Annotated in this window: 14 protein-coding genes and 1 riboswitch; of the genes, 6 read left to right on the top strand and 8 right to left on the bottom strand. The window is 68.5% G+C overall.

The features are described from left to right. Window positions 1-92: 92 nt before the first annotated feature. Window positions 93-635: a 6,7-dimethyl-8-ribityllumazine synthase gene (locus tag BO996_RS10310; RefSeq protein WP_013803651.1), complete on the bottom strand. Its 543-nt coding sequence runs from the start codon at window positions 633-635 to the stop codon at window positions 93-95. A gap of 109 nt (window positions 636-744) precedes the next feature. Continuing rightward, window positions 745-913, bottom strand: a riboswitch (FMN riboswitch). Window positions 914-1,191: 278 nt separating this feature from the next. Here BO996_RS10310 and BO996_RS10305 point away from each other — a divergent pair. Both BO996_RS10305 and BO996_RS10300 read left to right on the top strand, forming a co-directional pair. Next, window positions 1,192-1,836 carry a hypothetical protein gene (locus BO996_RS10305; protein ID WP_043824066.1) on the top strand — a complete coding sequence of 215 codons (645 nt, stop codon included), beginning with the start codon at window positions 1,192-1,194 and terminating at the stop codon, window positions 1,834-1,836. 97 nt (window positions 1,837-1,933) lie between these two features. Further along, window positions 1,934-2,605: a DUF4124 domain-containing protein gene (locus BO996_RS10300; RefSeq protein ID WP_043824151.1), complete on the top strand. Its 672-nt coding sequence runs from the start codon at window positions 1,934-1,936 to the stop codon at window positions 2,603-2,605. Window position 2,606: 1 nt separating this feature from the next. On the opposite strand, the gene BO996_RS10295 is transcribed toward BO996_RS10300, so the two are convergent. Continuing rightward, window positions 2,607-3,626, bottom strand: a complete 1,020-nt coding sequence (locus tag BO996_RS10295) for an SDR family oxidoreductase (protein WP_198041278.1) — start codon at window positions 3,624-3,626, stop codon at window positions 2,607-2,609. A 69-nt stretch (window positions 3,627-3,695) separates the two neighbouring features. On the opposite strand from BO996_RS10295, the gene BO996_RS10290 reads away from it, so the two are divergent. Together BO996_RS10290 and BO996_RS10285 are read left to right on the top strand one after the other, a co-directional pair. Beyond that, on the top strand, window positions 3,696-4,748 hold the full coding sequence (locus BO996_RS10290) for a CDP-6-deoxy-delta-3,4-glucoseen reductase (protein WP_043824065.1): 1,053 nt from the start codon (window positions 3,696-3,698) through the stop codon (window positions 4,746-4,748). Window positions 4,749-4,839: 91 nt separating this feature from the next. Beyond that, window positions 4,840-5,808: a Bug family tripartite tricarboxylate transporter substrate binding protein gene (locus BO996_RS10285; protein WP_043781175.1), complete on the top strand. Its 969-nt coding sequence runs from the start codon at window positions 4,840-4,842 to the stop codon at window positions 5,806-5,808. A gap of 84 nt (window positions 5,809-5,892) precedes the next feature. On the opposite strand, the gene folK is transcribed toward BO996_RS10285, so the two are convergent. The 4 genes from folK to hda all read right to left on the bottom strand — a co-directional run bounded on the left by folK (window position 5,893) and on the right by hda (window position 9,457). Next, window positions 5,893-6,408: a 2-amino-4-hydroxy-6-hydroxymethyldihydropteridine diphosphokinase gene (folK, locus tag BO996_RS10280; RefSeq protein WP_043824063.1), complete on the bottom strand. Its 516-nt coding sequence runs from the start codon at window positions 6,406-6,408 to the stop codon at window positions 5,893-5,895. Then, window positions 6,383-7,972: a polynucleotide adenylyltransferase PcnB gene (gene pcnB, locus BO996_RS10275; RefSeq protein ID WP_043824061.1), complete on the bottom strand. Its 1,590-nt coding sequence runs from the start codon at window positions 7,970-7,972 to the stop codon at window positions 6,383-6,385. Before pcnB ends, folK begins: the two co-directional genes overlap by 26 nt. Continuing rightward, window positions 7,969-8,670: an HAD family hydrolase gene (locus BO996_RS10270; protein ID WP_012204110.1), complete on the bottom strand. Its 702-nt coding sequence runs from the start codon at window positions 8,668-8,670 to the stop codon at window positions 7,969-7,971. Before BO996_RS10270 ends, pcnB begins: the two co-directional genes overlap by 4 nt. A gap of 88 nt (window positions 8,671-8,758) precedes the next feature. Further along, window positions 8,759-9,457 (bottom strand): DnaA regulatory inactivator Hda, encoded by a 699-nt coding sequence (gene hda / locus BO996_RS10265; protein ID WP_026062235.1) that lies wholly within the window; start codon window positions 9,455-9,457, stop codon window positions 8,759-8,761. A gap of 323 nt (window positions 9,458-9,780) precedes the next feature. On the opposite strand from hda, the gene purM reads away from it, so the two are divergent. Continuing rightward, on the top strand, window positions 9,781-10,833 hold the full coding sequence (gene purM, locus BO996_RS10260) for a phosphoribosylformylglycinamidine cyclo-ligase (protein WP_013803658.1): 1,053 nt from the start codon (window positions 9,781-9,783) through the stop codon (window positions 10,831-10,833). 17 nt (window positions 10,834-10,850) lie between these two features. Continuing rightward, on the top strand, window positions 10,851-11,909 hold the full coding sequence (locus BO996_RS10255) for an AI-2E family transporter (protein WP_012204107.1): 1,059 nt from the start codon (window positions 10,851-10,853) through the stop codon (window positions 11,907-11,909). A 30-nt stretch (window positions 11,910-11,939) separates the two neighbouring features. Here BO996_RS10255 and BO996_RS10250 read toward each other — a convergent pair whose 3' ends face one another. Together BO996_RS10250 and murJ are read right to left on the bottom strand one after the other, a co-directional pair. Beyond that, window positions 11,940-12,785 (bottom strand): SirB1 family protein, encoded by an 846-nt coding sequence (locus BO996_RS10250; protein ID WP_013803659.1) that lies wholly within the window; start codon window positions 12,783-12,785, stop codon window positions 11,940-11,942. Between the two features lie 58 nt (window positions 12,786-12,843). Beyond that, window positions 12,844-14,409, bottom strand: a complete 1,566-nt coding sequence (gene murJ, locus BO996_RS10245; protein WP_071957065.1) for a murein biosynthesis integral membrane protein MurJ — start codon at window positions 14,407-14,409, stop codon at window positions 12,844-12,846. Between the last annotated feature and the right edge of the window lie 44 nt (window positions 14,410-14,453).

Below are 14,453 nucleotides of genomic sequence, written 5' to 3'. Positions count from 1 at the left end.
CGGCACCAACTCAGTGTTTACGAGCATCCGTCCCCACCCAAAGCTGTGCTGGGTGGCGCGCCGCAACCGGCGACGCAGGCGGCGCTTGCAACTCAGGCCGCGCGGGCCTGGCCCAGCGCCTGCACCTGGGCCAGCTGGTCCAGGGCCGCCAGGCAGGCATGGGCCACCTCCACGCCCTTCTTCACGAAGTGGGCGCGGAAGAACTCCACATGGTCGCCGTGCTCGTGGAAGTCGCGCGGCGTGAGCACGGCGGAGAACACGGGCACCTCGGTGTCGAGCTGCACGCGCATCAGCCCGTCGATCACGGCCGAGGACACGAACTCATGGCGGTAGATGCCGCCATTGACCACCAGAGCGCAGGCGACGATGGCGTCGAAGCGGCCAGTGTCGGCCAGCTTCTTGGCCAGCAGCGGGATCTCGAAGGCGCCGGGCACATTGAAGTGGCTGATGTTCTGCGCGGCCACGCCCTGGGCCTGCAGTTCGGCCGCCATGGAGTCGCGCGCCTGGTGCACGACATCGGTATGCCAGCTCGCGCAGATGACGGCCACGCGGCTGCGGCCCGCGACGGCCCTCCACGGCGTGCCCGAGGCCGTGCCGTGTGCGGAGAAATTCAAGGAGACAGGAGTCTGATTCATGGTGCTCTTTCAAGATGAGACAAATGAATCAGGGCGCGCGCCATGGCGCCGCATGGCGCGGCGCAGCCCATGGGAAAACCATGGGCATGGCGCCTGCCATGCAGGTGCTGCGCGATCTCTTTCATCCGGACTGTGACCGTCGGCTCTGGCATCTCACCAGATCTGCTGACCCCGGCCGGCCTTGCGGCTTGCCGGGCGCTCGCGGGCTCCTGGACACATGCCGAAAGACAGATCCAGATACCGCCGGTGGGGAATTTCGCCCCGCCCTGAGAACGCTGCTTTGCGGCGCACGGACTGCGCACCGCCAAAGACAGAGGCCATTCTAGCCGCGCCCGCAAGCCATTGCCGCGATCGGGGCGGCAGGCGCCCTTGCGCACCACGCCTGCGCAATTCATCTGGCAACACCTACAGAATATGGGCGAATTGCTATCAAAATAGAAGCTCCGCTGTCGCCCTTGTTGCCTTGCAAGGACGACCCAGGTCAACCAATACGGCCTGTCAAACGTCATAGGAAGAGATCCAGACAGGAAACACGCCTTTGCCCGGACCCCATACCATGCCCCGTTCCAACGCCCCCACCGCGCAGTCACACCAGCAGCGTGACCTGCGCCCCCTGCGCATGCTGCGCCTGCTGGCCGGCCTTGGCCTCGCCGCCCTGGTCACCGCCTGCGCCGTGCCGCCCGATGGCTACTCGGACATGGGCTCCGGCTACCCCAGCTATCCGACCTACCCCAGCTACCCCTCTGGCGGCGGCGTCATCTACCCCTCCTATCCCACGCAGCCCGCCTATCCCGACAACGGCTGGTACGAGCGCCAGCGCCTGCAGCGTGAGCGCGATCGCCTGCAGTACGAGCGCGAGCGCATTCAGCAGGAGCGCAACCGCGACGCCTGGCGCGACCGCCAGGAGCGCGAGCGTGAAATGCGCGAGCGCGACCGGGACCGGGACCGCCAGGCACAGGACCGCGACCGCCAGTTGCGCGAGCGCATGCAGGAGCAGCAGCGCCGCGAAGCCGAGCGCCAGCAGCGGGACCGCGAGCGCGACCAGGGCCAGCAGCAACGCGATCGTGAACGCCAGCAACGCGACCGGGAACAGCAGCAGCGTGACCGCGAGCAGCAGCAACGCGCCATCGAGCGCATGCAGCGCGAAAGCCAGGGCGGCGGCAACCCCTACCCCACGCAGGATCCGCGCCACTGGCGTTGAACGGCTGACCAGCGGCATGTCCAGCCCCCTGCGCTGCGCACCATAATCGGCAATGCACCACATCCCTGTGCCGTTTGTGATGGGAAAGGAAACCGCCATGCACCGCACCCAAGACCTTTGCCAGCGCCGGGCACTGGCGGCGCTTGTACCGATGCTTGCAACGCTGGTGGTGGCACTCACCGCAGGCCCGGCCTCGGCCCAGGTCATCCGCTGCACGGACGCCAAGACCGGCCGCGTCACCTACACCAACAGCAGTTGCAAGGACGGCGAAAACCGCGTGCAGGTGCAGGAAGCCCCCAGCCCCGAAGAGCTGGAACGCGAGCGCGCGCAGGCTGCCGCCGCCATAGAGCGCAAGAACCAGCAACTGACCCGCGAAGAGGCCGAGCGCCGCGCACGCGCCCAACAGCAGGAGCGCGAGGCGCGCAGCCGGCGCGAGCGCGAGAACTCGGCGCAGCGCGACAGCGGCGACTCACCTGCCTGCCAGCAGGCGCGCCGCCGTCTGGACACCATCCTGGCCGAGTCCAATCCCGATCCCGCCACCTGGGGCCCGCGCAGTCAGGCCGCCCAGCAGCAAATGGAAATGGCCTGCCTGGGCCCCAAGGCCTATGAGCAGCTGCAGCAATCGCGCGCATTGCAGCCCAATGCCATCAACCGGCCGTGGATCGTCGGGCGCCCCGTGCCGCCGCAGCCGCTGCCGCCTTCGGCGCCCATCTCGCACTGCAACGTATTTCGCTGCTACGACACCAACGGCGGCATCCATCCGCGCTGATTCACGCGCGCAGGCCCTGCTCCACGGTGGGGTAGCGCAGGCGCAGGCCCAGCTCGGCCTTCAGGCGCTGGTTGCGCAGGCGGCGTGACTCCCCCATGAAGCTCAGCAGGCTGGCCGGCAGCTCGCGCTGTGCCTGCTCGCGCGTGATGCGCGCGGGGCGCGGCAGGCCGTAGAGATCGGCCGCAAAGTCGAAATAGTCCCCCATGCGCAGCTGCGTATCGTCGCTGGCGTGGTACATGCGCTGCGGCCGGCCGCGCCACAGCGCCCGCACGCAGGCGCGGGCCAGATCATCGGCATGGATGTGGTTGGTGTAGACATCCTCTGCGGCACACAGCAGGGGCGTGCCGCGCAGCAGCCGCCCGCGCGGCGTACCGTTTTCCCGGTCCGGCGCATAGATGCCCGGGATGCGCAAAATGCTGGCGCGCAGGCCGCCGCGCCCGGCAAAGCGCACGGCACGCTCGGCGTTCACGCGGCGCTGGGCACGCGCCGTGGCCGGTGCGGGCGGGCGGCTTTCGTCGATCCAGGCGCCCTCGCAGTTGCCATAGACGCCGGAGGTCGAGCCATAGACCAGGCTCGCCGGCCGGCCGCGACGGCGCAGCACGCGCAGCAGGGCCGTGGTGCGCGGGTCCAGCCACCAGCCCTCTTCGCCAGCGGGCGGATTGGGTGGCGGCGCCAGGTGGACGACGCGCGTGGCCAGGCCGGCCAGACGGCGCAGCGTGGCTGGTGCGTCCAGATCGCCCAGCAGCGGCGTGATGCCGCGCCCGCGCAGATCCTGCAGGCGCTCGGCGCCACGCGTCAGGGCCAGCACGCGCGGGCCCCGTCGTGCGGCACCGGAGCGCGCGCCGGGCGCGCCCGCCAATGCACCAGCCACGCGCAGCCCCACGTCGCCGCAGCCGACGATGAGCACGCGTTCGCGTCGAAAGCGCGCCGGCAGCGCGCCCAATGGGTTTTGGTTTGAGGGCAAAATCCTGGCCTGTTGCGAGGGCGGCCACCCGCGCGCCGCCGGTCGCGGCAGCGGCATGTCCGTCCGGGAAAGAAGATCGCCGGCGCGCTCCACGCGCCCGCCAGCGCCCCCGAGGATACCGAGAACATGACCGAGATAGCCAACGCTTCCCACGAAATCACCGTACAGCCCAGCGGCCGCGCCTTCGCCACGCAGGGCAGCGAGACCATCCTGGCCGCCGCCATCCGCTCCGGCGTGGGCCTGCCCTATGGCTGCAAGGACGGTGCCTGCGGTTCCTGCAAGTGCAAGAAGCTCAGTGGCGATGTCACCCATGGCCCGCATGCCGACAAGGCGCTGACCGCCCAGGAAGAGGCCGACGGCTATGTGCTCACCTGCTGCGCCAGGCCGGCCACCTCGGTGGTGCTGGAGTCGCGCCAGGTCACCGATGCCAGCGCCTTTCCCATCAAGAAAATGCCCGTGCGCGTGGCCACGCTGGAGAAGAAGTCGCACGACGTGATGCAGGTGCGCCTGCAACTGCCCGCCGCAGACAAGTTCCGCTACCACGCAGGCCAATACGTGGAGTTCATCCTGCGCGACGGCGCCCGCCGCGCCTACTCCATGGCCACGGCCCCCCACGTGCAGGACACGGCACCGGGGCTGGAGCTGCACATCCGCCACATGCCCGGCGGCAAGTTCACCGACCATGTGTTCGGCGCCATGAAGGAAAAGGAAATCCTCCGCGTGGAAGGCCCGTTCGGCAGCTTCTTCCTGCGCGAGGACAGCGACAAGCCCATCATCCTGCTGGCCTCGGGCACGGGCTTCGCCCCCATCAAGGCATTGCTGGAGCACATCCGCCACAAGGACATCCACCGCTCCGTCACCCTGTATTGGGGCGGCCGCCGCCCCGAAGACCTCTACATGGACGCCTGGGTGCGCGAACAGGCCGAAGCCATGCCGCAGCTGTGCTACGTGCCCGTGGTCTCGGATGCCCTGCCCGAAGACGCCTGGACCGGCCGCACGGGCTTCGTGCACCAGGCCGTGCTGGACGATTTTGCCGACCTCTCGGGCCACCAGGTCTATGCCTGCGGCGCGCCCATCGTGGTCGATTCCGCGCACCAGGCCTATGTGCACCAGCGTGGCCTGCCCGACGAAGAGTTCTACGCCGACGCATTCACCACGGAAGCCGACAAGGCGGCCTGAAGCCAGGGCAGATCAATCAATACGCAGAAAAACTGCTCTGCATACCTACGCGCAGCCAGGTGTCGCAATTTTTTTGCACAATAGCGCCCCTATGAACCGTAGAAACAGCCTTCTCTCGGTCATGGCGGCCGCTGCTGCCCTGGCCTCCCCGCTTGCCCTGGCGCAAGAGCCCATCCGCCTGATCGTGCCCTATGCGCCCGGCGGTCCGCTGGACATCACCTCGCGCGCGCTGGCCGAGCGGGTGCGTGACTCCCTGGGAGTGGTGATCATCGACAACAAGGCCGGCGCCGGCGGCAACATCGGCGCCGACGCCATTGCCCGCGCCACGCCGGACGGCATGACCATCGGCCTGGCCGCCACGGCCACCCATGCCGTCAATCCCTGGCTGTACGCCAAGATGCCCTATGACGCGGGCAAGGACTTCGCCGGCATCACCCAGATGGTGCGCGTGCCCAATGTGCTGGTGATGAACGCGGCCCGTGCCGAGCAGCTCAAGATCCACAGCGTGGCCGACCTGATCGCCTACGCCAAGGCCAACCCCGGCAAGCTCAACTACGGCAGCGGCGGCAACGGCAGCGCGGGCCACCTGGCCGGCGAAATGCTCAAGCAAAAGGCCGGCATCTTCGCGCTGCACGTGCCCTACCGCGGAGCCAACCCGGCCCAGCTGGCCCTGCTGTCGGGCGAGGTGGACTTCAACATCGACAACCTGGCCGCCGCAGCGCCCAACATCCGCTCGGGCAAGCTCAAGGCGCTGGCCGTGACCACGCTGAACCCCACCACGCTGCTGCCCGGCGTGCCCGCACTGTCCAAGACCTTCCCCGGCTTTTCCATCGACACCTGGTGGGGCCTGGTGGCCCCGGCCGGCACGCCCAAGCCCGTGCTGGACAAGCTGAGTAAGGCCTTTGGCGATGCACTGGCCGCGCCCGAGACCAAGACCCGCTTCGAGACCCTGATGGCCGAGCCCGTGTCCTCCACGCCCGCCGAATTCGACAGGTTCATGGCCGCCGAGCGCGCCAAGTACCAGCCCATCGTCAAGGCCTCCGGAGCGAAGGTGGACTGAGCCGATCCACCGCGTCCCGACTGGCAAAAAGCCGCAGCCGCCCTCAGGGCGCTGCGGCTTTTTCATTCAGGCCACTGTCGGGATTCAGGCTTGTCGGAGATGCCAGCCAGGCTTGTGCGCCAGACAAATGCCCTGCCCCGCCACGGCCTGCAATTGCCCTGGCGTGATGCGCTCAGGCGCGATCTCGGCCAGCGGCACGAGCACGAAGGCGCGCTCGTGCATGCGCGGGTGCGGCACGCTCAGGCGCGGCAGCGCGATGCGCTCGTCGTCCCACAGTTCGATGTCCAGGTCCAGCGTGCGCGGCGCGTTGCGGTAGGGACGCTCACGGCCGGCCGCCAGTTCGATGGCCTGCAGCGCATCGAGCAGCGCCAGCGGCTGCAGCGTGGTGTGCACGGCGGCCACGGCGTTCAGATAGTCCGGACCGCTGGAATCGACGGGCGCCGTGCTGTAGAGAGAGGACACGGCCACAAGGCGCGTGCCAGGCAGGCCGCCAATGGCCTGCAGCGCCTGGGCCAGCGCCTGGCCCCGGTCGCCCAGATTGGCGCCCAGGCCAATGGCGACCCAGTGCCCCGGCTCAGTCATCCCCGCCCACGGCGCCATCACCACCGCCCTGTGGCTTGCGGCGACGGCGGCGGCGCTTCTTGGGCGCTGATCCTTCCTCACCCTCCACCTGGGGCAAGGCGGCAGCAGGTGCGTCGGCCTGCTGCGCTTCGCCAGCGCCGGCCTCCTCGCGCGCAGGGCGAGCCTTGGCCACGCGGTGCACCTTGGGCTCGGCGCTGCGCTGGCGGGCGCGCTGCTCGTCGCGGGCCTGGGCGATCAGGTCGTCGCGGCGCGCGTCGTCGGCGTTCTGGAATTCCTGCCACCAGCTGGCCAGGCTTTCATCGACCTCGCCGATGTCGGCGCGCAGGCGCATGAAGTCGAAGCCCGCGCGAAAGCGCGGCTGGGCCACCAGGCTGAACGGCGTGGCGCCCGTGCGCTTGTCGAAGCGCGGCTGCATGACCCAGATCTCGCGCATGTCGGCGGCCAGCTTGCCGCGGCCCGAGACATCGCCGATGCGCTGGTCGAACACTTCGTCGATGGATTCCTGCAGCGCGGGGAAGGGGTGCTGGCGCTGGTTCAGGCGTCGCTCCCAGCCGGTCTTGACGTCATGCCACAGCACGCAGGCCAGCAGGAAGCTGGGCGCCACGGGCTTGCCTTCCTCGACACGGCGGTCGGTGTCGGTCAGCGCGGCGCGCACAAAGGGCTGCTCCGCGCGCTCGACCACCACATCCAGCAGCGAGTAGATGCCGCGTGCCAGGCCCAGGCCACGCAACTGCTCCACCGAGGCCAGCGCGTGGCCGGTCTGCAGCAGCTTGAGCATTTCATCGAACAAGCGGCTTTGCGGCACATCGGCCAGCAAGGGCTCGCATTCCACCAGGGGCTTGGCGGTCTTGGGCTCGATCTTGAAGCCCTTGCCCGCCAGCTTGGCCGCGAAGCGCACGGCGCGGATGATGCGCACCGGGTCTTCGCGGTAGCGCGTGGCCGGGTCGCCGATCATGCGCAGCATGCGCTTCTTGGCGTCGTCGATGCCCTTGTGATAGTCCACCACGATCTGCGTGCGCGGGTCGTAGTACATGGCGTTGATGGTGAAGTCGCGGCGCGTGGCGTCCTGGTCCTGCGGGCCCCAGACGTTGTCGCGCAGCACGCGGCCGCTGGCGTCCACCGCATGGTGCATGCCGGCGAGCTGGGCCTTGCTGGTGCGCTCGTTGCCGCTCACGGCCTCGGCCGCGCTGTTGTCCAGGAAGGCGCGGAAGGTGGAGACTTCGATGACCTCGTTCTCGCGCCCGCGGCCATAGACCACGTGCACGATGCGAAAGCGCTTGCCGATGATGAAGGCGCGGCGGAACAGGCCCTTGACCTGCTCGGGCGTGGCATTGGTGGCCACGTCGAAGTCCTTGGGGCGCAGGCCCAGCAGCAGGTCGCGCACGGCGCCGCCGACGATATAGGCCTCATAGCCGGCATCCTGCAGCGTCTCGACCACGTCGATGGCACGCCGGTCCACCAGGTTGGGGTCGATGCCGTGCACCTGCACGGGCACTTCCTGGCGCTTGCCGAAGGGGGACTTGCGGGCGCGGGGGGCAGCCGAGGTCTTGCCCAGCAGCTTGTCGATGATGTTCTTGATCATGGTGCTTCGCCAAACAGGTCCAGAATGCGCCAGCCACGTTCCTGGGCCAGGGCGCGCAGCCGTGCGTCGGGGTTGGTGGCCACGGGATGGTCCACGCGTTCGAGCAGGGGCACGTCGTTCCAGGAGTCGCTGTAGAAGAAGCTCTCCACGCCGCCCCAGTCCAGGCCACGCGCATCCAGCCACTGCTGCATGCGCTGGACCTTGCCGTCGCGCATGCTGGGCGTTCCACGGATCTCGCCCGTGAACCAGCCCTGGGCGTCGCGCTCCAGTTCCACGGCAATCAGCTCCTGCACGCCCAGTGCGGCGGCGATGGGGCGCGTCACGAACTCGTTGGTGGCCGTGACGATGATGATCTGGTCGCCCGCCTGCTGGTGCGTGCGCAGCAGCTCCAGTGCCTGGGGACGGATCGCGGGGGTGATCACCTCGCGCATGAAGCGCTCATGCGCCTCGCCGGCCTGTTGCGCGCCACGGCCGCAGAAAGCCTCGGTGGCAAAGCGCACATAGTCGTGCACGTCGAGCGTGCCGGCCTGGTAGTGCGCGAAGAACTCGGCGTTGCGGCGGCCGAACTCGGCCGGATCGGTCCAGCCGATGCGCGTCGTGAACTCGCCCCACTCGTAGTCCGAATCGAGCGGCAGCAGCGTATGGTCCAGGTCGAACAACGCCAGCCGGGGCCGGAGTTGCTTCTGATCAGAGGTCATGCATATCCTAAAAAAATGGGTCCCGCGCTGCCCTTGCAACGCAGGCTCCGCCGGCTCCCGCAGTCCCTGCCCACACGAGAATGTGGGCTCATTCGGTTTCCAGCATCGTCTTGAGCAACGGGATGGTGATGGCGCGCTTGTTGCGAAGCGCAAAGCCGTCGAGCATGTCGAGCAGCTGCATCAGGCTGCCCAGGTCGCGTGAGAAGCGCTTGAGCATGTAGTCCATCACATCGTCGCCCAGAAAAACGCCACGGGCATCGGCCTCCTGGCGCAGCACCGCGCGGCGCGCGGTTTCATCGAGCAGTTGCAGCTGGAACACATGGCCCCAGCCCAGCCGCGTGCGCAGATCCTCGCGCAGCTTGAGGTCGGCCGGCGGCAGGGGGCCGGCACCCAGCACCCAGCGCGGCGAGCCCGTGGCCGGGCTCGTCGCATTCACGAACCAGTTGAAGGCCCGCGCCTGCTGCAGCGGAGTGTAGATGTCCACGTCGTCCATCAGCACCGCCGCCCAGCGCTCGTCGAACGGCGGCGGGAACAGGGTGGATGCATCCATCCAGCCCACCATGGCGCCCTGCTCGCGCAGCGCCTCACGCACGGCCTTGAGCAGGTGGGTCTTGCCCGAGCCCGACTCGCCCCAAAGATAGGTGGGCACCGGCGTGCGGGCGGTCTGCATGCGGCCGTCGCCCACCCAGTGGCGCAGATGATCGATCACTGCGGCATTGGGACCGACGAAAAAGCGCGACAGCGTCGGACTCGACGCCATGCTGATATCCAGAGCCAGCTGCTTCATCTGCGACATACGCGCAGCGCCCCCTTTCCTGTGTCCAGGCGGGTCCATGCGGCAAAAGCAGGCAGAGGAATCGGCAACGGCATTGGGTTGAGAGCAAAGACAGGCCCGCCTCGGCGCAGCGCTGCGGCAAGGCGGACAACGCCCGGGAGCTCCCGGGCGGACGAGGGATTTTAGTCTGCGCGGCGCCCGGCACGGCGGCAGCCGGCCCGCATGTGCAACGAAAGCCCCCTCGAAGCCCACTGGCGCGCGCGCCTGCCGGCGGCCGGCGCCGTAGAATCCCGGGGTTCCAGCCCGGCATCGGGCCTACCGCACCGTACCCATCCATGAGCTCTTCTGCCCCCTCCTCTACCCCGATTTCCTACAAAGACGCCGGCGTCGACATCGTCGCTGGCGATGCGCTGGTCGAGCGCATCAAGCCGCTGGCCAAGAAGACCATGCGCGAAGGCGTGATGGCCGGCATCGGAGGCTTCGGCGCGCTGTTCGAGGTGCCCAAGCGCTACAAGGAACCCGTGCTGGTCTCGGGCACCGATGGCGTGGGCACCAAGCTCAAGCTGGCCTTCGAGTGGAACATGCACGACACCGTGGGCATCGACCTGGTGGCCATGAGCGTCAACGACGTGCTGGTCCAGGGCGCCGAGCCCCTGTTCTTCCTTGACTATTTCGCCTGCGGCAAGCTGGACGTGGACACGGCCGCTGCCGTGGTCGGCGGCATTGCACGCGGCTGCGAGCTGTCGGGCTGCGCACTGATCGGCGGCGAAACCGCCGAAATGCCCGGCATGTACCCGGCCGGTGAATACGACCTGGCGGGCTTTGCCGTCGGCGCCGTCGAAAAATCCAAGATCCTGACGGGCCAGAGCGTGGCCGCAGGCGACGTGGTGCTGGGTCTGGCCTCGGCCGGCGTGCACTCGAATGGCTTTTCCCTGGTGCGCAAGTGCATCGAGCGCGCCGAAGCCCAGGGCAGCCTGCCCGAATCGCTGGACGGCAAGCCGTTCAAGCAGGCCATCATGGAACCCACGCGCCTGTACGTGAAGAACGTGCTGGCCGCACTGGAGCAGCACCCCATCAAGGCGCTGGCCCACATCACCGGCGGCGGCCTGCTGGAGAACATCCCCCGCGTGCTGCCCGAAGGCCTGGCCGCCCACCTGGATGCCGGCAGCTGGCCCCAGACCGAGCTGTTCGCCTGGCTGCAGAAGACGGCCGGCATCGACGCCGTGGAAATGAACCGCACCTTCAACAACGGCATCGGCATGGTCGTTGTCGTGCCTGCAGAGGCTGCCCAAGCCACGGCCGCCACGCTCAAGCAACTGGGCGAGACGGTCTACACCATCGGACGCATCGCCGCACGCGGCGAGGGCGAGCCTGTCGAGGTCCGCTGACCACGGGCCCGCAGCGCATGACCCAGCACCTGCCCTCGCCCATCATCTCCCCGCAGCCCGCGCCCACGCGCGGCGTGACGCTTTCCAGCTATGTGCTGATGGCAGGCGCCCTGCTGCTGATCATGTGGCAGGGCCTGTTGCCGGGCATGCTCTGTGTCTGCGTGGGCTTTCTGGTCACGCGCGCTCTTGCCGGGCTGCTGGCACGGGCCCAGCCCAAGGCCCGGCGCGGCTCGCTGCCGCGCTGGACCCAATTGGTGGCAGCCACCATCGTCATTCTTGCGCCGCTGGCCCTGCTGAGCGGCGCGCTCTCGCATACACGCACCTACATCACCGACGCGCCGCAGCAGTACCGCGAGCTGCTCGACTATCTGGCCCACACGGTGCTGGAGCTGCGTGACAAGCTGCCCGCCGACATGGCCGACCAGTTGCCGGACGGCGCGCAGGAAATCCAGCACCTGCTGGCCAGCTACCTGGCGGCCAAGGCCGGCGCCCTGGCCCATGCGGGCCGCGCCTGGCTTACCGGCCTGCTGTACGCCTATGTGGGCCTGATCATCGGCGCGCTGGCCGCCGTGCGTCCCATCACCACGCGCCGCCCGCCCCTGGTGGCTGCGCTGCGCGAACGCATCCGGCTCATGGGGCTGGCCTTCCGCCAGATCGTGGCGGCGCAGTTCTGGATTGCGGCCTTCAACACCTTCCTGACGGCCATCTTCCTGCTGGGCGTGCTGCCGCACTGGAACCTGACCCTGCCCTACACGCCAGCCCTGATCACGCTGACCTTCATCGCGGGCCTGGTGCCCATCGTGGGCAACCTGCTGTGCAATGCGGTGATCACCATCGTGGGGCTGTCGGTCTCCCCGGTGGCCGCCGCGGCCTGCCTGGGCTTTCTGATCCTGATCCACAAGGCCGAGTACGTGATCAACGCCAAGGTGGTGGGCCAGCGCACGCACATGGGCGTGTGGGAGCTGCTGGCCGTGATGTTCGTGGCCGAGTCGGTGTTCGGCCCCGCAGGCCTGGTGGCGGCGCCACTGTTCTACGCCTATCTCAAGAAAGAGCTGGAAGCCGTCCGGCTGGTCTGAGCAGCGCTCCGACCCTGGGGGCTGCCGCCGCTACAGCCCCCTGAGCCGCCGGATCACCTCGCGCACGGCCACGGCCTGCGCGCCCTGCTGGGAATGCAGGAAGCGCTCCAGGTCTTCGAGCGCACGCTCGGTCACTCCCCATTGCGCATAGGCCAGCCCCCGGTCCCGGAAGATCTCCGGCATGTCGGGCCGCAGCACGGCCAGCCGGTTGAGCACGGCCACCAGCAGCGGCCAGTCGCGCCGCGCATGGTGAATCTCCTGCAGATTGCGCAGCATGCGCTCCAGGATGTCGCGCGGCGATGCGCCCTGCAGGTACATGCCCAGCGGAGCCGCCTCCTCGGCGGACAGGCCGGCGTTCTGCCAGAAGGGCTCCAGCCGTTCGGCCAGGCTGTTGGCCGAGAAGGATTCACCGCTCAGCGGGTCCATCACCACCTGCCCCTGGGGCAGACGCAGCTTGACCAGGAAATGCCCGGGAAAGCTCACGCCCTGTGCCGGCAGATCGATGGCCGCAGCCAGCTCCAGCCAGATCAGCGCCACACTGATGGGAATGCCGCGCCGCGTCTGCAGCACGTGGTGGATGTAGCTGTTGGACGGGTCGTAGTAATCGTTGAGATTGCCGCCAAAGCCCAGCTCGCCATAGAAGAACTGGTTGAGCACGCGCAGGCGCTGCAGCGAATCGGTTTCGCCGGCCAGGCGCTGGAGCAGGCGCACCTGCAGCCGGTCCAGCTCGGCGCTGGCCGCCTGCAGGTCGAGATCGGGCACGGCATCCTGGGCGATGCTGATTGCCGCCTCCATCAACGGCAGGTGGTCATCGCTTTGCACCAGCGCTGCAAAGTATTGCAGGGCCGTTGGCGTGTCTTCGTAACTCCAGCTCATGATGCTTTGTATATTGCAGCGCCCAAGCCTGCAATTATGCGGGTTTGGGCAATGCCTCTCAGCGCCGCAGCAGTGCGCGCAGCTTGAGCCCCGCCGCCCACAGCGCACCGAAGTACAGCAGCACCGAGGCGGCCATCAGCGCGGCGAGCAGGCCCACACGCTGCCAGCCGTTGGCGCGCAGCGCGATCCAGTCGAAATGCTGGCTGCCCCAGGTCAGCAGCACGGCCAGCAGGCTGCTGGCCGCGATTACCTGCAAGCCCAGCCGGCCCCAACCCGGCTTGGGACGGTAGACACCCCGGCGCAGCAGCCCCCAAAGCAGCCAGCCCGCATTGACCAGGGCCGCCAGGCCGATGGACAGCGCCAGGCCGGTATGCGCCATGAAGGGCACCAGGACCAGGTTGAGCAGTTGGGTGATGACCAGCACCACGATGGCGATCTTGACGGGCGTGCGGATGTCCTGGCTGGCGTAGTAGCCTGGCGCCAGCACCTTGATAGCCACCAGGCCCACCAGGCCTGCGCCGTAGCCGACCAGCGCCAGGGCGATCTGGCCCACGTCGCTGTCCTGCAGCGCACCGCGGTGGAACAGCGTGGCCACCAGCGGCTCGGCAAAAGTGAGCAGGCCCACGGCGCACGGCACGGACAGCAGCACCACCAGGCGCAGCCCCCAGTCCAGCATGGCCGAGTAGCGCTCCGAGTCGTCGGCCGCCTTGGCAGCGGCCAGCTGGGGGGTGAGCACCACGCCCAGCGCCACGCCCAGCAGCGCCGTCGGAAACTCCATGAGCCGGTCGGCATAGAACAGCCAGGTCACGCTGCCCGGTTGCAGATAGGAGGCGATCTGGGTGTTGATCATCAGCGAGACCTGGGCCACGCCCACGCCCAGCAGGGCCGGCGCCATCAGCTTGAGGATGCGGCGCACGCCGGCCTCGGCCCAGGCTTGGCGCAGCGCAGCTGGCGAAAAGCCGATGCGCGGCAGCAGGCCCAGGCGCGCCAGCGCAGGCAGCTGCACTGCCAGCTGCAGCACGCCGCCCAACATCACGCCACCGGCCATGGCATAGATGGGCTCGATGCCGCGCGCCTGCAGCCAGGGCGCGCCCCAGAAGGCGGCGGCGATCATGGCCAGGTTCAGCAGCACCGGCGTGGCGGCCGAGACGGCAAAGCGCCGCCAGGTATTGAGCACACCGGCCGACAGCGCCACCAGCGACATGAAGCCGATGTAGGGGAACATCCAGCGTGTCATCAGCACGGCGGCGTCATAGCCCTCGGGCGACTGGCGCAGGCCGCTGGCCAGCAGCCAGACCAGAAGCGGCGCGCCCACCACGCCCAGCACGCAGGTCACCAGCAGCACCCAGAACAGCAGCGTGGCCACGTGCGAGATCAGCGTGCGCGTGGCCTCTTCTCCCTCCTTGGCCTTGCTGGCGGCCAGCACCGGCACGAAGGCCTGGCTGAAGGCCCCCTCGGCGAACAGCCGCCGAAAGAGATTGGGAATCCTGAAGGCGACATTGAACGCATCGGTCAGCGCATTGGCTCCGAACATGGAGGCCATGAGCAGATCGCGCACCAGCCCGGTGATTCGGGAGGCCAGCGTCAGCAGGGAAACGGTGGAGGCGGCTTTGAACAGTGACACCGTGGGGAGTGTATGCGCTGGCATGCCCCGCCGGCCGGCGCTCC

The sequence above is a fragment of the Delftia sp. HK171 genome (assembly GCF_001886655.1).
In the GTDB taxonomy this organism is placed as follows: domain Bacteria; phylum Pseudomonadota; class Gammaproteobacteria; order Burkholderiales; family Burkholderiaceae_C; genus Comamonas; species Comamonas acidovorans.
This window is presented reverse-complemented; position numbering and strand designations above follow the sequence as displayed.

Bases quoted from the DNA above. Each gene is read 5' to 3' on its own strand.
- BO996_RS10310 (WP_013803651.1), bottom strand. From the start codon at position 635: ATGAATCAGACTCCTGTCTCCTTGAATTTCTCCGCACACGGCACGGCC.
- BO996_RS10305 (WP_043824066.1), top strand. From the start codon at position 1,192: ATGCCCCGTTCCAACGCCCCCACCGCGCAGTCACACCAGCAGCGTGAC.
- BO996_RS10300 (WP_043824151.1), top strand. From the start codon at position 1,934: ATGCACCGCACCCAAGACCTTTGCCAGCGCCGGGCACTGGCGGCGCTT.
- BO996_RS10295 (WP_198041278.1), bottom strand. From the start codon at position 3,626: ATGCCGCTGCCGCGACCGGCGGCGCGCGGGTGGCCGCCCTCGCAACAG.
- BO996_RS10290 (WP_043824065.1), top strand. From the start codon at position 3,696: ATGACCGAGATAGCCAACGCTTCCCACGAAATCACCGTACAGCCCAGC.
- BO996_RS10285 (WP_043781175.1), top strand. From the start codon at position 4,840: ATGAACCGTAGAAACAGCCTTCTCTCGGTCATGGCGGCCGCTGCTGCC.
- folK (WP_043824063.1), bottom strand. From the start codon at position 6,408: ATGGCGCCGTGGGCGGGGATGACTGAGCCGGGGCACTGGGTCGCCATT.
- pcnB (WP_043824061.1), bottom strand. From the start codon at position 7,972: ATGATCAAGAACATCATCGACAAGCTGCTGGGCAAGACCTCGGCTGCC.
- BO996_RS10270 (WP_012204110.1), bottom strand. From the start codon at position 8,670: ATGACCTCTGATCAGAAGCAACTCCGGCCCCGGCTGGCGTTGTTCGAC.
- hda (WP_026062235.1), bottom strand. From the start codon at position 9,457: ATGAAGCAGCTGGCTCTGGATATCAGCATGGCGTCGAGTCCGACGCTG.
- purM (WP_013803658.1), top strand. From the start codon at position 9,781: ATGAGCTCTTCTGCCCCCTCCTCTACCCCGATTTCCTACAAAGACGCC.
- BO996_RS10255 (WP_012204107.1), top strand. From the start codon at position 10,851: ATGACCCAGCACCTGCCCTCGCCCATCATCTCCCCGCAGCCCGCGCCC.
- BO996_RS10250 (WP_013803659.1), bottom strand. From the start codon at position 12,785: ATGAGCTGGAGTTACGAAGACACGCCAACGGCCCTGCAATACTTTGCA.